This is a genomic window from Methylobacterium sp. Leaf117, assembly GCF_001422985.1.
In the GTDB taxonomy this organism is placed as follows: Bacteria; Pseudomonadota; Alphaproteobacteria; order Rhizobiales; family Beijerinckiaceae; genus Methylobacterium.
The window spans coordinates 38,290-60,110 of record NZ_LMNL01000001.1; the positions used below are offsets into that span (position 1 = coordinate 38,290).

The window sequence follows — 21,821 nt, forward strand, 5'->3', positions numbered from 1 at the left end:
AGACGGCACGGATTGCCGGTGGCATTGCCGTCCGGTCGTGGCGAGATCGTGGCGCTGCTCTGCGACCTCCGGCACCTCGGCTTCCGCCCGCGTCGACGGAACCGCTACCAGTCCCAGTCACCGAAGTCGGGCTCTCGGCAACGATAGCCGATGGGACATTCCGGGTTATCGCGTGTCGGAACGAAGCGCAGTTCTGCAATCTCCGTTAGATTGCACTGACTGCGGTCCCGTACGAAGCGCTCGGCGGCTGCGTTGCCGGGGTTGATCCAGAGCGATCTTCTGTCCTTCACCAAGGCCATGGCATCGGCGCAGGTCAAACGCTGGGTCGAGGGGAGGGGATTCTGAGCACTGGCCGGCGTCACCAGGATGGCGCAGAGGGCGAGTGCGAGGCATCTCGTCACGATACGCGGCGCCGTTCCTCTGTTTCGGTGCGGACAAGCATGGCAGTTTCCGTGTGACGCGGAAAGGGGTTGCCGTCCGCTTGCCGCAATCGCGCGCTCTATCCACCGAGATTGCGCCCCGCGGGCGCTCAACCCAGCGCGCGACCACCGGCTGACGGTTCGGTCCGCCGGAATGGACGAACGTCTGAGCCATGACGGGACTGTCGATCCTCAATCTCGATGCCGTGCGTGCCGCTCCCGTATCGCGGGAGCCCTACAGCTTCTTTCTCGGAAACGACGTTCTGAAGCCGGAAGCCGTCGATGAGATCCGCCAGGATTTTCCGGCGATCGCCAAGCCCGGCTATCTCACCGTCGACGAGGTCGACTTGAAGGGCCGCTTCAAAGCGCTGATCGAAGAATTGGAAAGCGACGCCTTCTCGCGGATCATGGGTGAGAAGTTCGGCATCGATCTCGTCTCATGTCCGCGCCTCACCACCATCATGAAGCGCAGTCAGCTGAAATACGGCTCGATCCACACCGATGGCCCGTCCAAGGTGATGACGATGCTGATCTACATGAACGACGCCTGGGACGCTCCGGCGGCCGGGCGCCTGCGGGTACTTTATGACGGCAAGAACTATGAACCCTTCGCGGTCGAGGTCCCTCCCACCATGGGCACGATGTTCGCGTTCCTTCGCGCTGACAATTCCTGGCACGGCCACGAGCCTTTTGAGGGCGAGCGTCGCGTCGTGCAGGTGGCCTGGGTCAAGGATGCGAACGAACTCGAGCGCAAGAAAAAGCGTAATCGTACCGCCCAGTTCCTGAAGGGCATCTTCGGCCGGTAAGGGCACCGTCCCGAAGGGTTGGGTCCAAGTTCGAAGGGGGGGGGCGACAGGTAGCAGGCGGTAGGCCACAATCTGGTTTCCGGTCGGTTTCTCCGCCGTGCCCGCCTTCTCCCCCGACATTCCACCGCCATGTTTCCTCGGCGAGTTGCACCTTGCGGATAAGCCGAAGGGGGCGACTCATGTTGAGGTTGTGTGACGCGGCGATCGTTCGCACCGCTCTCATTTGGGCAATCCTGACCTGTGGGCCGGTATTTGCAACGCCCGATGGGTCACCGTCGTCGGACCTCGCACTTCTCGACGCGCTGACCTGGGGAGCGACGCCGACGAGTTTCTCCGCGCTGCGGGCGCAAGGGCGGGAAGCCTGGCTGTCGGCGCAACTGCGGCCGTCCCACGCGATGGCACTCCCGCCCGTGGCTCAGGCCCAAATCCATTCGATCCAGCCACAGGGCGCCTTGATCGATCGCGTCGTCGCTTTCGACGCACAAGCCAAGGCCGCGAATGGGCTCGCCGATCTGAACGCCAAGAAGGCGGCTCAATCCGCCTATCAGGGCGCCTTGAACGACGCCTACCGGCAATCACTGACCGCCACGATCCTTCGAGCGCTCTATGCGCCGGATCAGGTTCGGGAGCGGATGACTTGGTTCTGGTTCAACCGCTTCAACGTGCATCAGGGCAAGGCCAATCTGCGCGTCCTCGTCGGCGACTATCTCGACACCGCCATCCGCCCCCATGCCCTTGGGCGATTCCGCCATCTCCTGACTGCGACGCTCGAGCACCCGGCGATGCTGCGCTACCTCGATAACGTCGAGAATGCTGCTGGTCGGCTCAACGAGAACTACGCCCGCGAACTCATGGAACTTCATACCCTCGGCGTCGGAGGGGGGTACGCGCAGCACGACGTGGAGGAATTGGCTCGTATTCTCACGGGGGCCGGTATCGATTCGCGGCCCGAAAACCCCAGGGTGAAGCCAGAGCTTCAGGGCGATCTCGTCCGAAAGGGGCTCTTCCTGTTCAACCCGGCCCGGCACGATTACGGCAGCAAGGTTCTGCTTGGTCATACCATCCACAGTCGTGGCTATGCCGAGATCGAGGAGGCGCTCGACGTTCTGGCCCGGCATCCCGCAACCGCCCGCAACGTCTCCCGGGCAATGGCCCTCTATCTGATGGGGCGTTCGCCCTCGAATGCTCTCGTCGATCGGCTCGCCGCGGTCTTCACTCGAACGGACGGCGATACCGCGGCAGTGCTGGGCGCGCTCGTCCACTCTCCGGAATTCGTGGACGCGGCCGGCTCGGGCTTCAAGGATCCGGTCCGCTATGTTTTTTCGGCCCTGCGGCTGGCCTATGACGACCGGGTCATTCTGAATACGACCCCAGTCCAGAACTGGTTGAACCGCCTCGGAGAGGGCCTCTTCAATCGCTCGACACCCGACGGGTACCCGCTCGACGCCGCTGCCTGGAGCGGCCCAGGCCAGCTCACGACGCGCTTCGAGATCGCGCGCCAGATCGGCTCCGGCTCGGCGGGGCTGTTCAAGTCTGGCGCCCTCGATGCGGTCGAGGAACCTGCCTTTCCGCTCCTGCAGAATGGTCTCTATTTCGGGCCGCTGATGGCGACCCTCACGCCGCGGACGAGGGACGCCTTGCGTCGGGCGGTCTCGCCCCAGGATTGGAACACGTTGTTCCTGCCCTCCCCCGAGTTCATGCATTGAGGAGGCGGATCGATGAACAGACGCGATCTCATCCGCGCTGCCGCCGCCTTCGGTGCCAGCACCGTCGCGGGCCGGGTGTGGGCGGCGCCCAAAGCCGATGCCCGCCTTCTCGTCGTCTTCCTGCGGGGGGCTTACGACGCCGCCAATGTGGTAATCCCGACCGGCAGCGACTTCTACTATCGAGCCCGGCCGAATCTGGCGGTGGCTCGACCCGATCCGGCGAACCCGGCGGCAGCCCTCCCGCTCGATGCCGACTGGAGCCTTCATCCGGCGCTGCGCGAGACGATCCTGCCGCTCTACGCGAAAGGAGAGGCGGCCTTCGTGCCGTTCGCCGGTACGAACGACCTCACCCGCAGCCACTTCGAGACGCAGGACACGATCGAACTCGGACAGCCGGTCGGTGATTCGCGAAATTACCAATCCGGGTTCATGGCGCGCCTCGCCGTGGAATTGACGCGGGTGCGCCCGATCGCCTTCACCGAGCAATCACCCCTGATCTTCCGGGGACCCGATCCCGTGCCCAACATCGCGATCCACGGGATCGGCAAGCCGGGGATCGACGAGAGGCAGGCTGCTCTGATCCGGGCTATGTACGCGGGCGGCCCCCTGGCGAGCGCGGTGAACGAGGGCTTTCGGGTCCGAGATGAGGTCTATCGGACAATCTCCGATCACCAAGCACAGGCGGATCGCGGCGCGGTTTCGCCCAAGGGGTTCGAATTGGCCGCCCGTCGCATCGGCCGCCTGATGCGGGACCAGTTCAACCTCGGCTTCGTCGATGTCGGTGGGTGGGATACGCATGTGAACCAGGGCGGTGCAACCGGCTATCTCGCCGACCGCATCGGAGAACTTGGCCGTGGCCTTTCCGGCTTCGTCCAGGAGATCGGCGCCGGCTGGACCGATACTGTCGTGGTCGTCGTTTCCGAGTTCGGTCGGACCTTCCGCGAGAACGGCAATCGCGGCACCGATCATGGTCACGGTAGCGTCTACTTGGTGCTCGGGGGCGGGGTACGGGGCGGTCGGATCGCCGGTCCGCAGGTTCGGGCCGACGAAGCTCATCTGTTCCAGAACAGGGACTATCCGGTGCTCACCGATTATCGGGCGATGCTGAGTGGTCTGTTGCAGCGCATCTACGGACTCGATGCAGCCAGTCTCGGTCGCATCTTCCCGGACGTCTCCCCAAGCGATCTCGGGCTGGTCTGAGCCCGTAGACCTCCGCGCGCTGCATCGTCGGTGCGCGCGTTTTCGTCCGGTCACGACATGGAAAAAGGGGCCGCCTTTCGGCGACCCCCTTGTTTTCGGTGTTCAGGTGTCTTGGACGTCTTAGAAGTCCATGCCACCCATGCCGCCGCCCATGCCGCCGCCGCCGCCCATGGGGGCGCCGCTGTCCTTCTTCGGAGCATCGGCGATCATGGCCTCGGTGGTGACGAGGAGGCCGGCGATCGAGGACGCATCCTGAAGGGCGGTGCGCACGACCTTGGCCGGGTCGACGATACCGGCCTGGATCATGTCAACGTACTCTTCGGTCTGGGCGTTGAAGCCGTAGGTGATCGAAGAGGTGTTGTCGGTAATCTTGCCGACCACGATCGAGCCCTCGACGCCGGAATTGGCGGCGATCTGGCGGATCGGCGCCTCAAGGGCCTTCAGCACGATCTTGATGCCGGCCTGGACGTCCGGGTTGTCGCTGGTGAGGGCGCGGACGGCCTCGCGGGCACGGAGGAGGGCGGTGCCGCCGCCGGGGACGATACCCTCTTCCACCGCAGCGCGGGTGGCGTTGAGCGCGTCGTCGACGCGGTCCTTCTTCTCCTTGACCTCGACCTCGGTCGCGCCGCCGACGCGGATGACCGCGACGCCGCCGGCGAGCTTGGCCAGGCGCTCCTGGAGCTTCTCACGGTCGTAGTCCGAGGTGGTCTCCTCGATCTGCGCCTTGATCTGGCCGACGCGGGCTTCGATGTCCGCCTTTTCGCCAAGACCGTCGATGATCGTGGTGGTCTCCTTCTCGATGCGGATGCGCTTGGCGCGGCCGAGCATCGGGAGGGTGACGTTCTCGAGCTTGATGCCGAGGTCCTCGGCGATCATCTGACCCTGGGTCAGGATCGCGATGTCCTCGAGCATGGCCTTACGGCGATCGCCGAAGCCCGGAGCCTTGACGGCCGCGACCTTGAGGCCACCGCGCAGCTTGTTCACGACGAGCGTGGCGAGCGCCTCACCCTCGATGTCCTCGGCGATGATGACGAGCGGCTTGCCGGTCTGCACCACGGCCTCGAGAACCGGCAGCATCGCCTGGAGCGACGAGAGCTTCTTCTCGTGGATGAGGATGTAGGGGTCCTCGAGCTCGGCGACCATCTTCTCCGCATTCGTGATGAAGTACGGGGAAAGGTAACCACGATCGAACTGCATGCCCTCGACGACGTCGAGCTCGGTCTCGGCGGTCTTGGCTTCCTCGACGGTGATGACACCCTCGTTGCCGACCTTCTGCATGGCATGGGCGATCATCTCGCCGATTTCCTTGTCGCCATTGGCCGAGATGGTGCCGACCTGGGCGACTTCCTCGGACGAGGCGACCTTCTTGGCGCGGCTCGTGATGTCCTTCACGGCAGCGGTGGTGGCGAGGTCGATGCCGCGCTTCAGGTCCATCGGGTTCATGCCGGCGGCGACGTACTTGGCGCCTTCGCGGACGATGGCCTGGGCCAGGACGGTGGCGGTGGTGGTGCCGTCGCCAGCGATGTCGTTGGTCTTCGAGGCCACTTCGCGCACCATCTGGGCGCCCATGTTCTCGAACTTGTCGGAGAGCTCGATCTCCTTGGCGACGGTGACGCCGTCCTTGGTGATGCGCGGAGCGCCGAAGGACTTCTCGATGACGACGTTGCGGCCCTTGGGACCGAGCGTCACCTTGACGGCGTCAGCGAGGATGTCGACGCCGCGGAGCATCTTCTCGCGGGCATCGGAGCCGAAACGGACTTCTTTTGCTGCCATGTTCAAATCCTTAAGTTGTTGAGAGCCCTGAGGCGCTCGAAACGAGAGCGCGCTCGAAGGACTCAGCTAGGATCGAGGGAAGAGGTTGGCCGCGCTTTAGGCGACGACGCCCATGATGTCGGATTCCTTCATGATCAGGAGGTCCTGACCATCGATCTTGACTTCGGTGCCGGACCACTTGCCGAACAGGACGCGGTCGCCGGCCTTGACGTCGAGCGGGTTGATACGGCCGGCCTCGTCGCGGGCACCGGGGCCAACGGCGACGATCTCGCCCTCTTGCGGCTTCTCCTTGGCGGTATCGGGGATGATGATGCCCCCCTTGGTCTTCTCTTCGCCTTCGATGCGGCGGACGACGACACGGTCGTGCAGCGGACGGAACTTCATGAGCTGCCCTCTTGCTTCAAATTCGTGGATGGCGTTGATGCGGCGCGGCAGCGCGCTCAACCCAGGCCGTTAGCACTCTCTTTGAGTGAGTGCTAACGATGGCGCCGAGTTAGGCGCGTGGCTCCGTCGAGTCAAGACTGTCGCAGGGTCCGACGACGTTCCGACGACAGGATCCTTCCTTCATTTCACACCCCGACGGAAAGTCCTTCGCGGATGATCGAGCTTCATGGACCGCAGGGTGCGGTCGAGCCTGCGGCGCCGGATACCGCCTATCCCTCCCATGCCGTCTGGATCGACCTCAACGATCCCAGCGCCGCCGAGGCAGAGCGGGTCCAACTTGCCACCGGTATCAGCGTGCCGTCGCGCAAAGCGCTGAGCGAAGTCGAGAATTCGAGTCGGCTGCGCCGGATGAAGAGCGGTTTCACGCTCTCCACGCCGATGATCACCTTCGACAAACTGGATTCTCAGCTCAAACCCCTCGGCTTCGTCCTGACGAAGGATCGCCTGCTCACCGTCCGCTTCCACGATCTGCGGGCCTTTGCGGAGGTCAAGAAGCGGATCGATGCCGGCGATGGGCCGGGCACCACCAGCACGGAGATCTTCCTTCTGCTGGTGGAGGAACTGGTCGACAGTCTCGCAGACGCCCTCGAGGACATGGGCGCGGACCTCGACGCCCTCTCGACGCGGATCTTCGATTTCGATGTCCGCAGCAGCGCCGCCACCGGGGACATCAGGCCCCCGCACCAGAACCCCCGCCGGCGCGACCTGGCCCTTCGCCGTATCCTGCGCGGCATCGGTCGACGCGGAAAGACGCTCGGGAAGATCCGCTCCAGTCTCCTCGGACTCGAGCGGATCGTGCCGTTCGTCGCAAACGAATGCGAGCATATCCTCGGGGAGGAGCAGGTGCCGAGATTCGAGGCGATGCGCCGGGACATCGCCTCCCTCGACGAGTTCGAAATTCGCCTGTCGGAGAACGTGCAGTTCCTCCTCGACGCCACGCTGGGCCTCATCAGCATCGAGCAGAACAACACCTTCCGGGTTCTCACCGTCGCTTCCGTGGTGGGTATCCCGCCGACGCTGATCGCCTCGCTGTACGGCATGAACTTCAAGCACATGCCGGAACTCGACTGGCTCTACGGCTATCCCTATGGCCTGACCCTGATCGCGCTCAGCGCCATCATTCCGATCGTTTTCTTTCGGATTCGAGGCTGGATCTGAGGGCGTGACGAATTGTTCGGTCGCGCGTGCGAAACCAACCCGGTTGCATCGCTGCCTGTCCAAGCAGCCTTCGAGGATGAAGTGTCCGCGCCATGGCCGTGATCGCTGCCTTCGTCCTCAATGCAGGTCTGAACTTCGTCCTCGGGCTCCTGATCGCCAAGCTGCTCGGGCCCGCCGATTTCGGCCTGTTCGCTTTGGCGACCGCCGGTGCGATCGTCGCAAACACCATCCTGTTCGAATGGCTTCGCCTGTCGGCGACGCGCTTCTATTCCGTTCGGGTGCGCGTCGATGAGCCTTGGATCCGCCACGGGCTCGACCATGCCTACGCGTTTCTGGCGCTGGCCCTGTTCGCTGCGGCTTTGCTCTGTGCCGTGTTCGGCGTCTCGCTTCAGCCGAGTGCGGACAGCCATTTCGCGATCACGGCCGGTGCTGCGGTGGCCGCGCTGGGCATCGGGGTTTTCGACTATCATGCCGCGCTCGTCCGCGCGCGCTTTGACGGTGCGCTCTACTTCAACCTCGTCGCGGTCAAGAATGCCCTCGCCTTTGTGCTGATGGCGGGGGCCGCCTGGTACTTTCCGCAACCGGTCTGGGTTCTGGTGGCGGCCGGTATCAGCCAGGCCGTTGCTGTCCTGCTTCTCTACGGTCCCATGCGCGACCCGGTCGTGCCGCGCCTGCAGGCCCGCGTCCGGGAGACTTGGCGGCTCTTCGTCGCCTATGGTCTGCCTCTGATTGCCGCGAATGCGATCTATCAGCTCCTTCCGTTTCTCAATCGGGGTAGCATCGCGGCCCATGCGGGTCTTGCCGAAGCCGGCTACTTTGCATTGGCTGCCGATGTCACCACCCGGAGTATCGGTACCCTCGGCACTGCCCTCGACCTGCTGTTGTTTCAACTCGCCGTCCGGGTGGAGGAGCAGGAGGGCCGTGCCGCGGCCGAGCGCCAGGTCGGGCTGAACGTCGGCGTTGTCGTCACCTTGCTTCTGCCCTGCGCCGTCGGGTTCTGGGCCGTGCTTCCCGCTCTGGAGACGCTGGTGGTGCCAGAAGCTTACCGTGGTCCCTTTTCCGCCTATGCCGGCGTGATGGTGCCAGGTTTCTTCTGTCTGGCGATGATGAATTTCGCGCTCAATCCGATCTTCCAGATCCGCAGACGGACTCGCCCGGTCATCGCGGCTGCCTGCGTTGGATTGGGTCTCAACGCCGCCGGGTTATCGTTCCTCCCACCCCTGCTGGGTCCCGAGGGCGTCGCGGTCGCGCAGACCCTGGGGCTGGCTGCCGCGACGCTGTTGCTGGGAATCCGCGCACTGACCGGCCCGGATCGGCTGCGCCTGCCCTGGTGGGAGATCCTGGCGGCCGGTGTCGCCTCCATGGCCATGGCGCTCTGCCTCCTGCCGTTGCGCCACATCGAGCCGACCCGCGCCCTCGCGCTCGGCGTACCGCTCGGCATCGCGGTCTACGGCGCCCTGGTCTGGTTCTTCGACATTGCCGGGTTGAGGGGCCACGCGATGGCACGCCTTTCCCGCAGCCTTCCCGGATCGCCCCGCCCCACCGAGCCGGCCTCGGTGGAATAGGACGGGCTCGGCGGAATAGACGGACTCGACTGGCTGTCATCGCCGTGATCCTCCTTTAAGGTGGTCGATGGCAGACAGGATCGAGGGCGCCGTAGAACGCTCCGAATCGGGCAGGAATCGATGCGTTCATATGAGCCTCACGATGAGGGCGCGGCGGCCGAGGTTGTTCGGGCCGCGGCCAGCGGTCCCGAGCGGCTTCGCCTCGTGGGTGGCGCGACCAAGAGCGCCATCGGGCGCCCGGCCCAGGACGAGGTGACGCTGTCCAGCGTCCGGCTCTCCGGCATCACCCTCTACGAACCCGCCGAGATGGTCGTCTCGGCTCGAGCTGGAACGCCGCTGGCGGAGGTTCAGGCCCTGCTCACGGAGCGCGGCCAGATGCTGCCCTTCGAGCCGATGGACCATCGTACCCTGATGGGGACGACCGGCGAGCCCAGTTTCGGAGCCGTGGCGGCCACCAACAATTCCGGCCCACGGCGGATCAATGCCGGCGCGGCGCGCGACAGCCTGATCGGCGTGCGCTTTGTCAATGGGCGCGGCGAGGCGATCAAGTCCGGCGGCCGGGTGATGAAGAACGTGACCGGACTCGATCTCGTGAAGCTGATGGCGGGCTCTTGGGGAACCCTGGGACTGCTGACCGAGGTGACCTTCAAGGTGCTGCCGCGGCAGGAGCGGGTGGCGACCCTGGCCTTCCCGGACCTCGACGATGTCCGTGCCATCGGGGCGCTGTCCGCTGCCCTCGGCTCCCCGTTCGAGTTGACCGGGGCCGCCCATCTGCCTGCCGGAATCGCGGGTGGAACCGCGCGGACGCTGATGCGACTCGAGGGTTTTTCGGAATCGATCGACTATCGGCTCGGCGAATTGCGCAGGCTGCTCAAGCGCTTCGGCGAGCCGGAGATCGTCGAGGGCGATCCAGGCGCCGAGCTATGGACCGGGATCCGCGATGTCGTGGCGCTGGCCGAGCCGCGCGAGGCTGCGATCTGGCGCATCGCGACCGCCCCGACCCATGCGCCCGCCGTGACGGCGGCGATCGCGTCGCGCCGCGAGGCCCGCTGGTTCTACGACTGGGGCGGCGGCCTGATCTGGCTTGCGACGGACGCGGCGGGAGATGCCGGAGCGGAGATCGTCCGCGCGGCCGTTCGAGCGGAGGGCGGACACGCCACCCTTGTGCGGGCGCCGGAAGCTGTCCGGGCGGCGGTCGCCGTATTCGAGCCGCTGTCGGAGGCTTTGATGCGGATCACCGCCGGTATCAAGGCGGCGCATGATCCCCAGGGGTTGTTCAATCCGGGTCGGATGTATGCCGGCCTTTGAGGCTGCGCTGCTGAGAGCGATTCCAAGGCTCGGAATCCGGCGCGATTGTCTTTAAACTGACGCCGGAAGAACGACGATGCCGACACGGGGCGGGCTGCGAGGCCGCCCCGATCGACGGCGCGAGGGTGGATCCGAGGACACGCCGTGCAGACCAATTTCAGCCTGACGCAGCTCGCCGATCCGGCCATGGCGGCGTCCGAGAAGATCCTGCGGACCTGCGTTCATTGCGGGTTCTGCACCGCGACTTGCCCGACTTACCTCCTGCTCGGTGATGAACTCGATTCTCCGCGGGGGCGGATCTACCTGATCAAGGATATGCTGGAAGGTGGAAAGCCGGCCGTGCCGGAGGTGGTCAAGCACGTCGACCGGTGTTTGTCCTGTCTGTCCTGCATGACGACATGCCCATCGGGGGTGCATTACATGCACCTTGTCGATCATGCCCGAGCGCATATTGAGGAAACCTATCGGCGTCCGCTGAGCGACCGACTGCTCCGCGCCGTCCTGGCCTTCGTCCTGCCCTATCCGAATCGCTTCCGGCTGGCGCTCCTGGGGGCGAAGATCGGGGCGCCGTTCCGGCCCCTGGTGGCGCGCCTGCCGCGCGTCGGCAACCGCCTCGCGGCGATGCTGGACCTCGCCCCGGCGCAACTGCCGAACCGCAACCCCACCGACCGTCCGGGCACCTTCCCGGCCGATACGCGAGCCCTCGAGGCCAGCGATGCGTTGCATGGGTATGCCACGCCGTCGCGTCGAGGTCGCGTCGCGCTGCTGCGGGGATGCGCCCAGAGCGTGCTGCGTCCCGATTTCAACGAGGCGGCGATCCGCCTTCTGACTCGGCACGGGGTCGAGGTGGTCCAGGCCGCGGGGGAGGGCTGCTGCGGTGCCCTGACCCACCACATGGGCAAGGCCGACGCGTCGCATGCCCAGGCCAAGCGCACCATCGACGCCTGGATCGCCGAAATGGACGGCGCCGGCCTCGACGCGATCCTGGTCACCGCCTCCGGTTGCGGCACGACGATCAAGGATTACGGCTTCATGTTCCGCGACGACCCGACCTATGCCGAAAAGGCGAAGCGGGTTTCGGCGATTGCCAAGGACGTCACGGAGTACGTGGCCGCCATCGGCCTGATGCCCCCGATCGTGGAGACCGACCTCGTGGTCGCCTACCACTCGGCCTGCTCGATGCAGCACGGCCAGGGCATCCGCACCGAGCCCAAGAACCTGCTGAAGACGGCGGGCTTCACCGTGAAGGACGTGCCCGAGGGCCATATCTGCTGCGGCTCGGCCGGAACCTACAACATCCTTCAGCCCGAGATCGCGAACCGCCTGCGCGACCGCAAGGTCGCCAACATCGAGCGCATGCGCCCCGACGTCATCGCCACCGGCAACATCGGCTGCGCCACCCAGATCGGGAAGGGCACGGCGATCCCGATCGTCCACACGGCGGAACTGCTCGACTGGGCCACCGGCGGCCCGAAGCCGGCGGCCTTGGAGGGGATCCGCGAACGGGCGCTGCTGGCGGCGGAATAGGCAGGTCGCCGCGGGAGCAGATCGCAAGATCGGCGGGCGATGCGCTTACGGCACGCGGCGTCCGACCTCGGCCAGCACGAACACCCGAATCGCCGATGACAGATTCTGGCCGTCGCGGCTGGCGTCGATGGTGCCGATCAGGGCCTGGACCGACTGGCCGCGCGCGGCCGCGATCCTGCGCAGCGCCTCCCAGAACGGGTCCTCCAGGGATACGCTGGTGCGATGGCCGGCGATCATCACGGAGCGCTTGGTGACCCCGGTGGTCATCGCCAGCAAACCCTCCCTGATGGTGTGACGGGCTTCCTGAAATGGCCCCTTGTCCCTGAGAGCCAGTCACTCTCCTCGGCTGATTTCGGGCTTACCCAACATCCGTCAAGCGTGTGGAGCAAGGGACGGCAGAGCCATCGCAGACGGCACCGCGCCGTCATTCCGGGGCGCCGTAGGCGAGCCCGGAATCCAAAGCCACCGACGGTGTAACGTTCTGCACCACCCGTGTTTCTGGATCCCGGGCTCCGGTGCGCGGCCCCGGGATGACGGGGTGCTCCACGAGGTTCTTCGGCGTGCAGAGGAACCGATGGGATTGTCCCGCCGTGGGGGTGTGCGGCGCGCACTTGTCTCGAAGTGGAATCCCGAAGCTTTGCGGAATACGAGAACCATTCTCCTCGCATCACTCCTCCGAATCCGGCCCCACCAATTTGTGCCCCTCGTGGCGCGAGACCTCGATGGCCTTCTTGGCCTCGGCCAGGGTCTTGGCCTTCTTCGGGCGACCGAAGGCGATGCGATTGTCCGCCGCCTTCGCCTCCCGTTCCCCCCGCGCCCGGTCCTTGCGGGCCTGGCGCAGGTTGATGATCTCCGCCATGCCGGTGGTCTCCCTCATTCGGCGCTGGGCGCCAGCATCGTCTCGGGGCGCACCACGCGCTCGAACGCCTCCGCCGTGACGTAGCCGAGGCGCAGGGCCTCCTCCTTCAGGGTGGTGCCGTTCTTGTGCGCGGTCTTGGCGATCTCGGCGGCCTTGTCATAGCCGATCGAGGGCGCGAGCGCCGTGACCAGCATCAGCGAGCGGCTCATCAGGTCGGCGATCTTGTCCTCGTTGGCCTTGATGCCGACGACGCAATTGTCGGTGAAGCTCACCGCCGCGTCGGCGAGGATGCGGATCGACTGCAGCACCGCGTTGGCGATGACGGGCTTGAACACGTTCAGCTCGAAATTGCCCTGGCTGCCGGCGAAGCTCACGGTGGTGCCGTTGCCGATCACCTGGGCGCAGACCATCGTCAGGGCCTCGCACTGGGTCGGGTTGACCTTGCCGGGCATGATCGACGAACCCGGCTCGTTCTCCGGCAGCGACAGCTCGCCGAGGCCCGAGCGCGGGCCGGAGCCGAGGAAGCGGATGTCCTGTGCGATCTTGAACAGGCCCGAGGCCAGGGCCGTGAGCGCCCCTTGGGTGAACACCAGGGCGTCGTGGGTCGCCAGGGCCTCGAACTTGTTGGCGGCCGAGGTGAAGGGCAGGCCGGTCAGCTCGGCGACCTTCGCGGCGAACTTCTCGGCGAAGTCGGGATGCGCGTTGAGGCCGGTGCCGACCGCCGTGCCGCCCTGGGCCAAAGCCAGCACGCCGGGCAGCGTCGCCTTCACGCGCTCGGTGCCCAAAGCCACCTGCGCGACGTAGCCGGAAAATTCCTGGCCGAGGGAGACCGGGGTCGCGTCCTGCAGGTGGGTGCGGCCGATCTTGACGATGGAGGCGAACGCCTCCGACTTCGCCTGAAGGGCGTCGTGCAGGTGCTGCAGGGCCGGCAGCAGCCGGTCGTTGATCTCGCGCGAGACCGCGATGTGCATGGCGGTCGGGAACACGTCGTTGGACGACTGGCCGCGATTGACGTGGTCGTTGGGGTGGACCGGCGACTTGCCGCCGCGCTTGCCGCCGAGCAGCTCGTTGGCAAGGCTGGCGATGACCTCGTTGGCATTCATGTTCGACTGGGTGCCGGATCCCGTCTGCCAGACCGCCAGGGGAAATTCCTGGTCGTGCTCGCCGGAGACCACCTCGGCCGCCGAGGCCGCGACGGCCTGGGCCACCTTCGGGTCGAGGGCACCGAGGTCCTGGTTGACCAGGGCGGCTGCCTGCTTGACCATGCCGAGCGCGTGGACGAGGGGCGCCGGCATCTTCTCGGTGCCGATCTTGAAATTCTGGATCGAGCGCTGCGTCTGCGCACCCCAGTAGCGATGCGCCGGGACCTCGATCGGGCCGAAGGTGTCGGACTCGGTGCGGGTGGCGGGCGTCTCGGTGGGCGACATCGTGGCCTCTTCGTCTGATCAATCCGGACCCTACTTAAACTGCACGCCAGCAAACCGCGATGCCGCATCGCGAGCGGGCCGTGTGCCCGGCGCCGAAATGTCATGGCTCCCCAGCCATACCCTGCCAGCCCTTCGCCGGGCCCGGAGTTGTCCTCGATGTCGCCTGCCGCCGCCCAGGTCTCCCCCCAAGCCCAGGTCTCTTCCCAAGCCGAGGTCCTTTCTGAAGCCCCGATCCGCTTCCGGCCGGCGGTGCCCAAGCCGTTGCGCCAGCAGCCGGGCCTGTTCGGATTCCTGAAGGCGGCGCGCGCCAACCCCCTCACCACCTGGCTCGACGTCCATTTCGAGAAACCGGTGGTGGCCGCCGACGGCGCTCTCGGGCGTGTCACGGTGGTCAGCGACCCGGCCCTGATCCGCTACCTCTACGTCGAGAACGCCGCCAATTATCGCAAGGACGACCTGCAGCGGCGCGTCCTCGCCCCCGGGCTCGGCAACGGATTGCTCACCGCCGAGGGCGACGAGTGGAAGCTCCAGCGCCGCACCCTGGCGCCGATCTTCTCCGCCCGGCACGTGCTCGGCTTCAACGCGCCGATGAACGCGGCCGGCGCCCGCATGGCCCGCCGACTGGCGCGCCGCGACGGCACCCGCATCGACGTGGCGCTGGAGATGACCCGCGTCACCCTCGACGTGCTGGAGCGGACGATCTTCACCCACGGCCTCGCCAGCGATCCCGATGCGCTGGGCCGGGCGATCACCCGCTTCCTCGAATCGGTCGGGCCGATCGATCCCCTCGACGTGTTCGGGGTGCCGGGCTTCGTGCCGCGCATCGGTCGCCTGCGGGCACGCCCCGCGATCCGGTTCTTCGCCGAAGTGGTGGATGAACTGATCGACCGCCGCCGCGCCTGGATCGCCAAAGGGGCGGCGCCCGACGACCTGCTGACGCTGCTGCTCAAGGCGCAGGACCCGGAGACGGGCAGGGGGCTGACCGACCTGGAGGTCAAGGCCAACATCGTCACCTTCATCGCCGCCGGTCATGAGACCACGGCGAACGCCCTGACCTGGGCGCTGTACTGCCTGTCGCAGGACCCGGCCGCCAAGGCCCGGGTCGAGGCGGAGGTCGATGCCGTCCCGGCGGACCAGGATTTCGATGCCGACGCGCTGCCCTTTACCCGGGCGGTGATGGAGGAGACCATGCGGTTGTTTCCGCCGGTGCCGTTCCTGAGCCGCCAGGCCATCGCGGAGGATCGCATCGGCCGGATCAAGATCCCCAAGGGCTCCCTGGTGATGGTGGCGCCCTACGTGCTCCACCGCCACAAGACCCTGTGGCCGGAGCCGGAAGCGTTCATGCCCGAGCGCTTCCTGCCCGAAGCCCGCGCGGCGATCCCGCGCTTCGCCTACCTGCCGTTCGGGGCGGGTCCCCGCGTCTGCATCGGCCAGAGCTTCTCGGTGCAGGAAGCCGTGGTGGTGCTGGCTCACATCACCCGTGCCGCCCGTTTTACGCTCGCCGACGACCACGCGCCGGTGACCCCGCTCCATCGCGTGACCCTGCGGCCGGAGCACGGGCTGCACATGACGGTGCACCCGCGGGGGTGAGGCCGGGACGACGGAGGTGGGACACGCGCAGATCGTCGCGCGCTGTCGTTCCGGGGCGCCGACCGAGGAAGACCTTGGGCCACCCGTGTTTCTGGATCCCGGGTTCCGCTGCGCGGCCCCGGGATGACGGGGTGATCAGGCGGCCTCTCGGCTCTTGATCCCGGAGATCTTCATCCCTGAGATCTTCAACCCCGAAATTTTCGTCCCGTCAGCTCTTCTTGCGGAAGGCGTCCAGGCTGACGACCTCGGCGCTGGTTTCCTGGCCGTCCTCGGACTTCTTGGCGCCGTCCTCGGATTTCTTGGCGGCCGGCTTCGCGTCCGAATCGGCCTTGGCCGTCGCCGCGGCGGTGCCGGGGGCCGCCGGGATCAGCTTCGGCACGGTGCTGCCGATGGTGGCGAGGCCGGTGCTCTTCGGCTTCATCTCGGTGGGCTCCGAGGCGGCGCCGCGCGGTGCGCCCTTGCCATTGTCGGCCGCCGACTCGTCGTCGATCGCCTCTGCGGCCATCTCTTCCGTGCCTTCGGTCAGGTCGAATTTCAGCCCGAACTGCACGGAGGGATCGAAGAAGCCCGTCAGGGCGTCGAAAGGCACGAGCAGCCGCTCGGGAACGCCCGAGAAGGACAGGCCCACCTCGAAGGTGTGCTCGTTGACGCCGAGGTCCCAGAACTGGTGCTGGAGCACGATGGTCATGTCCTGCGGGTATTTTTCGCGCAGGCGCTGCGACATCCGCACGCCCGGCGCCTCGGTGCGGAACGAGACGTAGAAGTGGTGCTCGCCCGCGAGGCCCTCGCGGGCCGCGTCGGTCAGCACCTTGCGCACCACGCCGCGCAGGGCGTCCTGCACCAGGAGATCGTAGCGGATCAGGTCGTCTGCCATCTGCGGTCGCTTATGCCCGGTCACTGCCCGCCGTCGCGCGCCGTGAGGGCGCCCCGGGTCGGATGAAAATCGATGGGGAGCGCCGGTGCCCGGCCCTCCCAGAACCTCGCCTGAACGGCTCGGGGCCGACAGGATCTCTCCCGGACGAAACAGGACATCTCGGTCCAGGACATCGCGGCCTGCGCCGTGATCTGCCGCGCGTCCGAGCTTCCGCCAAAACCTGCGGCCTGTCGAGCCTCGGGTCCTTGCGTCCAAAAGCCCGTGGTCCGGAGAGGCGCTGCCGGGTTACCCTCCGGTCGCACCATTCGCCCGACCGCGAAACCCGACCCGGCGATGCCGGATTTCCGTCCTCGCCGAGCCTCTCGGCCAACACTTTGATTATAGTGGGAGTGCCGCCGCTTTTGAAGCCCGATGATGGGGCGCCGCTGCCCGAAGCGCGGGCGGATGTCATCCAGGCAACGACCGAGCCTCCTGGGGCGCGTGCGTTCCCCGGCCGGACCGTTCTGGGCCGCGCGCGGGCCGTCGTCGGTCTGGCCTTCGCGGCGTGCCTCGCGCTGGTGGCGGCGAGCGTCCTCGCCCTGGTGATCGTGCGGGTCGGCGGCGACTGGCTCGACGGCGTGGCGCCCTTCGGCGGGGAGCGGCCGCGCCTGCATCCGCGACAGGTCGCCATGCGGGAGCTGGCCCTCGACGTGATCCGCCAGGTGATCCTGGCCGTCCTCGTCGTCGGGGCGGTGCGCTGGCGCCACGGCGCCGCCTGGCGGCGGACCCTGGCGCTTGCGCCACCGGGACCGCCGCCCTGGGGCGCGCCCGGCCTGTCGCCCGGGCGCTTCGCCCTGATCCTGCTGGCCTGGCCGCTGATCCACATCACCTGGGTGACCGGCAGCGCGGAGCTGTTCCGGATGCCGATCGGCCGGCACACGTCGCTGTCCCCGAGCCTGACCGCCGGGGCGGCGGCCCTGTGGTTCACCTACGTGCTGGTGCTGGCGCCGCTGGCCGAGGAGTTGCTGATGCGGGGTGCTTTGTTCGCTCGTGCGCGCGAACACTTCGCCCCGCCAGGCGCCATCCTGGTGACGGCGCTGCTGTTCGCCGGCGCCCATCTCACGCCCGCCGGCTTCGCCCGGCCGGTCTCCCTGATCCCGCTCGCCCTGATGCTCGGCTGGGTGCGCTGGCGCAGCGGCCGGCTGTGGCCCGGCATCGTGCTCCACGCCTGGAGCAACTTCGCGATGATCCTGTATGTGCTCGGGCCGGCCATCGGCTGAGCGGGCGCCGGCATGAAGGTGTTGACGCGCCGGTTGCCGATCTCGCCAGCTCCGGCGCGACGAGGTATTCCAAGCGCCCCGCCCCGGAGCCGCGATGCACGCCTATCACCAGCTTCTCGAACGCATCCTCCGGGAGGGGGTGCGCAAGGACGACCGGACCGGTACCGGCACGCTCTCGGTGTTCGGGCACCAGATGCGCTTCGACCTCGGGCAGGGCTTTCCCCTGGTCACGACGAAGCAGCTCCACCTGCGCTCGATCATCCACGAATTGCTATGGTTCCTCACCGGCAATACCAACGTGCGGGCGCTCCAGGCCAACGGCGTCAGCATCTGGGATGAATGGGCCGACGCGAACGGCGACCTCGGCCCGGTCTACGGCCAGCAATGGCGGTCCTGGGTGAAACCCGACGGCGGCAGCGTCGACCAGATCGCCTGGGTGCTCGACGAGATCCGCCGCAACCCGGATTCGCGCCGCCTCATCGTCTCCGCCTGGAACCCGGCCGATCTCGACCGGATGGCCCTGGCGCCGTGCCACTGCCTGTTCCAGTTCTACGTGGCGGAGGGGCGCCTCTCGTGCCAGCTCTACCAGCGCTCGGCCGACGTGTTCCTGGGCGTGCCCTTCAACATCGCCAGCTACGCCCTCCTCACCGCGATGATCGCGCAGGTGTCCGGGTTGATCCCCGGCGATTTCATCCACACCCTCGGCGATGCGCACCTCTACGTGAACCACCTGGAGCAGGCCCGGCTGCAGCTCACGCGCGAGCATCGCCGGCTGCCCCGGCTCGTACTCAACCCCGCCGTGACCGCGCTGTCCGACTTCCGCTTCGAGGACATCGCCGTGGAGGGCTATGCGCCGCATGCCGCCATCCGCGCTCCGGTGGCGGTCTGATGGCCGTGCCCCGCATCACCCTCATCGCGGCGGTCGCCCGCAACGGCATCATCGGCCGCGACAACGACCTGATCTGGCGCCTGCGCAGCGACCTGCGCCGGTTCAAGGCCCTGACCATGGGCAAGCCCCTCCTGATGGGGCGCAAGACCTTCGCGTCGATCGGTCGTCCATTGCCCGGGCGGCGCACCATCGTGCTGACCCGGGATACCGGCTTCGCGGCGCCGGACGTCGCCGTCGCCCATGACTGGACGGGCGCGCTCGCGGCGGCCGAGGGCGCGGACGAGCTGATGGTGGCCGGCGGCGGCGAGATCTACGCGCTGGCGCTGCCGCATGCCGACCGCATCCACCTCACCGAGGTCGATCTGGCGCCGGAGGGCGATACGGTGTTCCCGACCTTCGATCGCGCGCGCTATCGCGAGACCCACCGCGAGGCCCATCCGCCGGGGGAGCATGACGCCTGCGGCTTCAGCTTCGTCGATCTGGAGCGAGCCGGGTGAGGGACGCGACGCAGGCCGGTCCCGTAAACCATTCCGGCGCGACCCATTGCGCATCGGGTTCCCATGCGGTTGTCTTTCGGCGGTCCGATGCCCAAGTGGCAATCTTGACAGGATTCGGTGCGCCCAGGCAGGTGCCAGGGTCGGGTCACGACGAGATCAATACTCTTGTCCACGCGGGGGAGATCCGGCCCGCCTCCTGAGGAGGCCGGGACGGAGAGCGCGGGTGGGCTTCGTGCGCGGCGCAGACGCTGCTGGAACAGGAGAGATCGGCGAGCATGCCTTGGAGCAATCAGAGCGGCGGCGGTAGCGGCAACGGGGGAGGGCCCTGGGGCCGAGGCGGCGGCGGCAATGGCGGCGGGGGTGGCCCGTGGGGGAATGGCGGCGGCGGTGGCGGCAAGACCCCACCCGACCTCGAGGACCTGCTGCGCCGCAGCCAGGACCGGCTGCGCGGCGTGCTCCCCGGCGGGTCCTTCGGTGGCGGGCGCGGCCTGCTGGTGATCGGCGGCCTCCTGGTCGCGGGCTGGCTTCTCACCGGGTTCTACACCGTGGCACCCCAGCAGGTCGGCATCGAGACGGTGTTCGGTCGCTATCTCAGCACCACCGGCCAGGGCCTGAACTACAACTTCCCGGCCCCGATCGGCGCCGTGACCAAGCCGAATGTCGGTCAGGTCAACAGCGTGCAGATCGGCTACCGCGCCGGCTTCGGCAACCAGACCCGCACCGTCGACAAGCCCGAGGAGAGCCTGATGCTCACGGGTGACGAGAACATCGTCGACCTCGACTTCGAAGTGCAGTGGCGGATCAACCCCCTGAAGGCGTCCGACTTCGTCTTCAACCTCGAGAACCCCGAGGGCACGATCAAGGCCATCGCCGAGAGCGCGATGCGCGAGGTCGTCGGCCGGCGCAACATCCAGCCGATCCTGACCAACGAACAGTCGAGCGTCGCCCAGGAGGTCCGGGAGATCACCCAGAAGGCCCTCGACGAATACGGCGCCGGTGTACGCATCGAACTCGTCCAGCTCGTCAGTGTCCAGCCTCCGCCGGAAGTGCGGCCCGCCTTCTTCGACGTGAACGCGGCGCAGCAGGATGCCGAGCGCGCCAAGAACGACGCGCGGACCTACGAGAGCCAGAAGGTGCCGCTCGCCAAGGGTGAGGCGCAGAAGATCATCCAGGCGGCGGAAGCCTACAAGACGCAGTCGACCGCCGACGCGACCGGTCAGGCCGCCCGCTTCACGCAGGTCTACGAGTCCTACAAGGTCGCCCCGGTGATCAGCCGCGAGCGCATCTTCCTCGAAACGATGGAGCGGGTCCTGGGCTCGGTCAACAAGGTGATCATCGATCAGAACGGGGCCGGCGCCGGTACGGGCGCCAGCGCCGCCGGCGTCCTGCCGGTGCTTCCGCTGACCGAGTTCGGTCCCCGCAACGCTGCCGGTGGAGTGGCCCGATGAACAATCAGACCCTCCGCACCGGCCTGATGATCGCCGCCGCCGCCCTGGTGGTCGGCCTCTACGCGTCGGTCTTCACCGTCGGCCAGATGCAGCAGGCCCTGGTGCTGCGCTTCGGCGGCGTCCGCGCCGTCCTGAACCAGACCGGCACCGACAAGCCCGGCCTCTACTTCAAGCTTCCGTTCCTCGAGAACGTGGTGCTGTTCGACAAGCGGGTGCTCGACCTCGATCTGCCGGTCCAGACCCTGCTCACCACCGACCGCCAGAACCTCGAGGTGGACGCCTTCGCGCGCTACCGGATCATCGATCCGCTGAAGTTCTACCAGTCGGCCAACAACATCGCCCGCGCCAACACCCTGCTGGCGAGCTTCACCAACTCGGCCCTGCGCAACCTGCTCGCCCGCTCCACCCGTGACGCCATCGTGCGGACGCAGCGCGCCGAGCTGATGAACCAGATCCAGGCCGACGTGAACCGGCAGGCGAAGGAGCTCGGCGTCGAGATCGTCGATCTGCGCATGACCCGCGTCGATCTGCCGGCTCAGAACAGCTCGGCGGTCTACAAGCGCATGACGACGGAGCGCCAGCGTGAGGCGGCCGACATCCGCGCCACCGGCGAGCAGGCGGCGGTCACCATCAAGGCCAAGGCGGACCGTGACGTGACGGTGCTGCTCTCGGAGGCCAACCAGACCGCCGAGACCCTGCGTGGTCAGGGCGACGCGGACAAGAACCGCATCCTGGCGGAAGCCTACGGCAAGGACGCGGGCTTCTTCAGCTTCTTCCGCTCGATGCAGGCCTATGAGACCGGTCTGAAGGGCTCCGACACCCGATTGGTGATCAGCCCGTCCTCGGACTTCTTCCGCTACTTCAGCGATCCGCAGGGCAGGACCCCGGCGAGCCCGGCAGCACGCACCCGCGCTCCGGCCGAGCCCGGTACCACCGGTTCGACGGGCGCCACCCGCTGAAGCGGGTGACGTGATCCTGCCGAAACGACCCTGGTACGACATGTCCGGCGGCGGCCTTTGGTCCGCCGCCGGACTCTTGATCGGCGGACGGTGGGGACGATCTAAGAGCGTCC

Annotated in this window: 20 protein-coding genes; 13 read left to right on the forward strand and 7 right to left on the reverse strand. The window is 67.2% G+C overall.

The window, feature by feature from the left end; all coding sequences use genetic code 11:
- Positions 1–104 precede the first annotated feature (104 nt).
- The gene (locus ASF57_RS24250) at positions 105–401 is read right to left on the reverse strand and encodes a hypothetical protein (protein ID WP_082503598.1); all 297 of its coding nucleotides are present in this window, start codon (positions 399–401) and stop codon (positions 105–107) included.
- Positions 402–592: 191 nt separating this feature from the next.
- Between ASF57_RS24250 and ASF57_RS00165 the strand changes: the two genes are divergently transcribed.
- The 3 genes from ASF57_RS00165 (at position 593) to ASF57_RS00175 (ending at position 4,131) form a co-directional block, all read left to right on the forward strand.
- Entirely contained in the window at positions 593–1,225 is a 633-nt protein-coding gene (locus ASF57_RS00165) for a 2OG-Fe(II) oxygenase (protein WP_056478734.1), read from the forward strand.
- A gap of 179 nt (positions 1,226–1,404) precedes the next feature.
- Positions 1,405–2,931: a DUF1800 domain-containing protein gene (locus ASF57_RS00170; protein ID WP_056478737.1), complete on the forward strand. Its 1,527-nt coding sequence runs from the start codon at positions 1,405–1,407 to the stop codon at positions 2,929–2,931.
- A gap of 12 nt (positions 2,932–2,943) precedes the next feature.
- Complete coding sequence (locus tag ASF57_RS00175) at positions 2,944–4,131, forward strand: DUF1501 domain-containing protein (RefSeq protein WP_056478740.1); 1,188 nt, start codon at positions 2,944–2,946, stop codon at positions 4,129–4,131.
- 120 nt (positions 4,132–4,251) lie between these two features.
- Here ASF57_RS00175 and groL read toward each other — a convergent pair whose 3' ends face one another.
- Together groL and groES are read right to left on the reverse strand one after the other, a co-directional pair.
- Positions 4,252–5,904 (reverse strand): chaperonin GroEL, encoded by a 1,653-nt coding sequence (gene groL / locus ASF57_RS00180; protein WP_056478744.1) that lies wholly within the window; start codon positions 5,902–5,904, stop codon positions 4,252–4,254.
- A gap of 96 nt (positions 5,905–6,000) precedes the next feature.
- Positions 6,001–6,288, reverse strand: a complete 288-nt coding sequence (gene groES, locus ASF57_RS00185) for a co-chaperone GroES (RefSeq protein WP_056094907.1) — start codon at positions 6,286–6,288, stop codon at positions 6,001–6,003.
- Positions 6,289–6,501: 213 nt separating this feature from the next.
- Between groES and ASF57_RS00190 the strand changes: the two genes are divergently transcribed.
- From ASF57_RS00190 to ASF57_RS00205, 4 genes are all read left to right on the forward strand, one after another.
- Positions 6,502–7,506: a magnesium transporter CorA family protein gene (locus ASF57_RS00190; protein WP_056478748.1), complete on the forward strand. Its 1,005-nt coding sequence runs from the start codon at positions 6,502–6,504 to the stop codon at positions 7,504–7,506.
- A 92-nt stretch (positions 7,507–7,598) separates the two neighbouring features.
- Complete coding sequence (locus tag ASF57_RS00195; protein ID WP_056478751.1) at positions 7,599–9,071, forward strand: lipopolysaccharide biosynthesis protein; 1,473 nt, start codon at positions 7,599–7,601, stop codon at positions 9,069–9,071.
- Positions 9,072–9,191: 120 nt separating this feature from the next.
- Positions 9,192–10,379: an FAD-binding protein gene (locus tag ASF57_RS00200; RefSeq protein WP_056478753.1), complete on the forward strand. Its 1,188-nt coding sequence runs from the start codon at positions 9,192–9,194 to the stop codon at positions 10,377–10,379.
- Positions 10,380–10,523: 144 nt separating this feature from the next.
- Positions 10,524–11,906: a heterodisulfide reductase-related iron-sulfur binding cluster gene (locus ASF57_RS00205; protein WP_056189818.1), complete on the forward strand. Its 1,383-nt coding sequence runs from the start codon at positions 10,524–10,526 to the stop codon at positions 11,904–11,906.
- A gap of 45 nt (positions 11,907–11,951) precedes the next feature.
- Here ASF57_RS00205 and ASF57_RS00210 read toward each other — a convergent pair whose 3' ends face one another.
- The 3 genes from ASF57_RS00210 to fumC form a co-directional block, all read right to left on the reverse strand.
- On the reverse strand, positions 11,952–12,173 hold the full coding sequence (locus tag ASF57_RS00210; RefSeq protein WP_056478755.1) for a ribbon-helix-helix domain-containing protein: 222 nt from the start codon (positions 12,171–12,173) through the stop codon (positions 11,952–11,954).
- Between the two features lie 400 nt (positions 12,174–12,573).
- Positions 12,574–12,765 carry a DUF4169 family protein gene (locus ASF57_RS00215; RefSeq protein ID WP_056480043.1) on the reverse strand — a complete coding sequence of 64 codons (192 nt, stop codon included), beginning with the start codon at positions 12,763–12,765 and terminating at the stop codon, positions 12,574–12,576.
- Positions 12,766–12,779: 14 nt separating this feature from the next.
- On the reverse strand, positions 12,780–14,192 hold the full coding sequence (gene fumC, locus ASF57_RS00220; protein ID WP_056478758.1) for a class II fumarate hydratase: 1,413 nt from the start codon (positions 14,190–14,192) through the stop codon (positions 12,780–12,782).
- Positions 14,193–14,348: 156 nt separating this feature from the next.
- On the opposite strand from fumC, the gene ASF57_RS00225 reads away from it, so the two are divergent.
- Entirely contained in the window at positions 14,349–15,782 is a 1,434-nt protein-coding gene (locus ASF57_RS00225) for a cytochrome P450 (RefSeq protein ID WP_082503599.1), read from the forward strand.
- Positions 15,783–15,990: 208 nt separating this feature from the next.
- On the opposite strand, the gene ASF57_RS00230 is transcribed toward ASF57_RS00225, so the two are convergent.
- Positions 15,991–16,656: an SspB family protein gene (locus tag ASF57_RS00230; protein WP_056478761.1), complete on the reverse strand. Its 666-nt coding sequence runs from the start codon at positions 16,654–16,656 to the stop codon at positions 15,991–15,993.
- Positions 16,657–17,057: 401 nt separating this feature from the next.
- Here ASF57_RS00230 and ASF57_RS24255 point away from each other — a divergent pair, with 401 nt between their 5' ends.
- The 5 genes from ASF57_RS24255 to ASF57_RS00255 all read left to right on the forward strand — a co-directional run bounded on the left by ASF57_RS24255 (position 17,058) and on the right by ASF57_RS00255 (position 21,708).
- Positions 17,058–17,915, forward strand: a complete 858-nt coding sequence (locus tag ASF57_RS24255; protein ID WP_244476750.1) for a CPBP family intramembrane glutamic endopeptidase — start codon at positions 17,058–17,060, stop codon at positions 17,913–17,915.
- Between the two features lie 94 nt (positions 17,916–18,009).
- Complete coding sequence (locus tag ASF57_RS00240; protein ID WP_056478764.1) at positions 18,010–18,804, forward strand: thymidylate synthase; 795 nt, start codon at positions 18,010–18,012, stop codon at positions 18,802–18,804.
- Positions 18,804–19,301 carry a dihydrofolate reductase gene (locus ASF57_RS00245; RefSeq protein WP_056478767.1) on the forward strand — a complete coding sequence of 166 codons (498 nt, stop codon included), beginning with the start codon at positions 18,804–18,806 and terminating at the stop codon, positions 19,299–19,301. Before ASF57_RS00240 ends, ASF57_RS00245 begins: the two co-directional genes overlap by 1 nt.
- 275 nt (positions 19,302–19,576) lie before the next feature.
- Entirely contained in the window at positions 19,577–20,749 is a 1,173-nt protein-coding gene (gene hflK, locus ASF57_RS00250) for an FtsH protease activity modulator HflK (RefSeq protein WP_056189837.1), read from the forward strand.
- The gene (locus ASF57_RS00255; RefSeq protein WP_056478770.1) at positions 20,746–21,708 is read left to right on the forward strand and encodes a protease modulator HflC; all 963 of its coding nucleotides are present in this window, start codon (positions 20,746–20,748) and stop codon (positions 21,706–21,708) included. Before hflK ends, ASF57_RS00255 begins: the two co-directional genes overlap by 4 nt.
- Positions 21,709–21,821 lie beyond the last annotated feature (113 nt).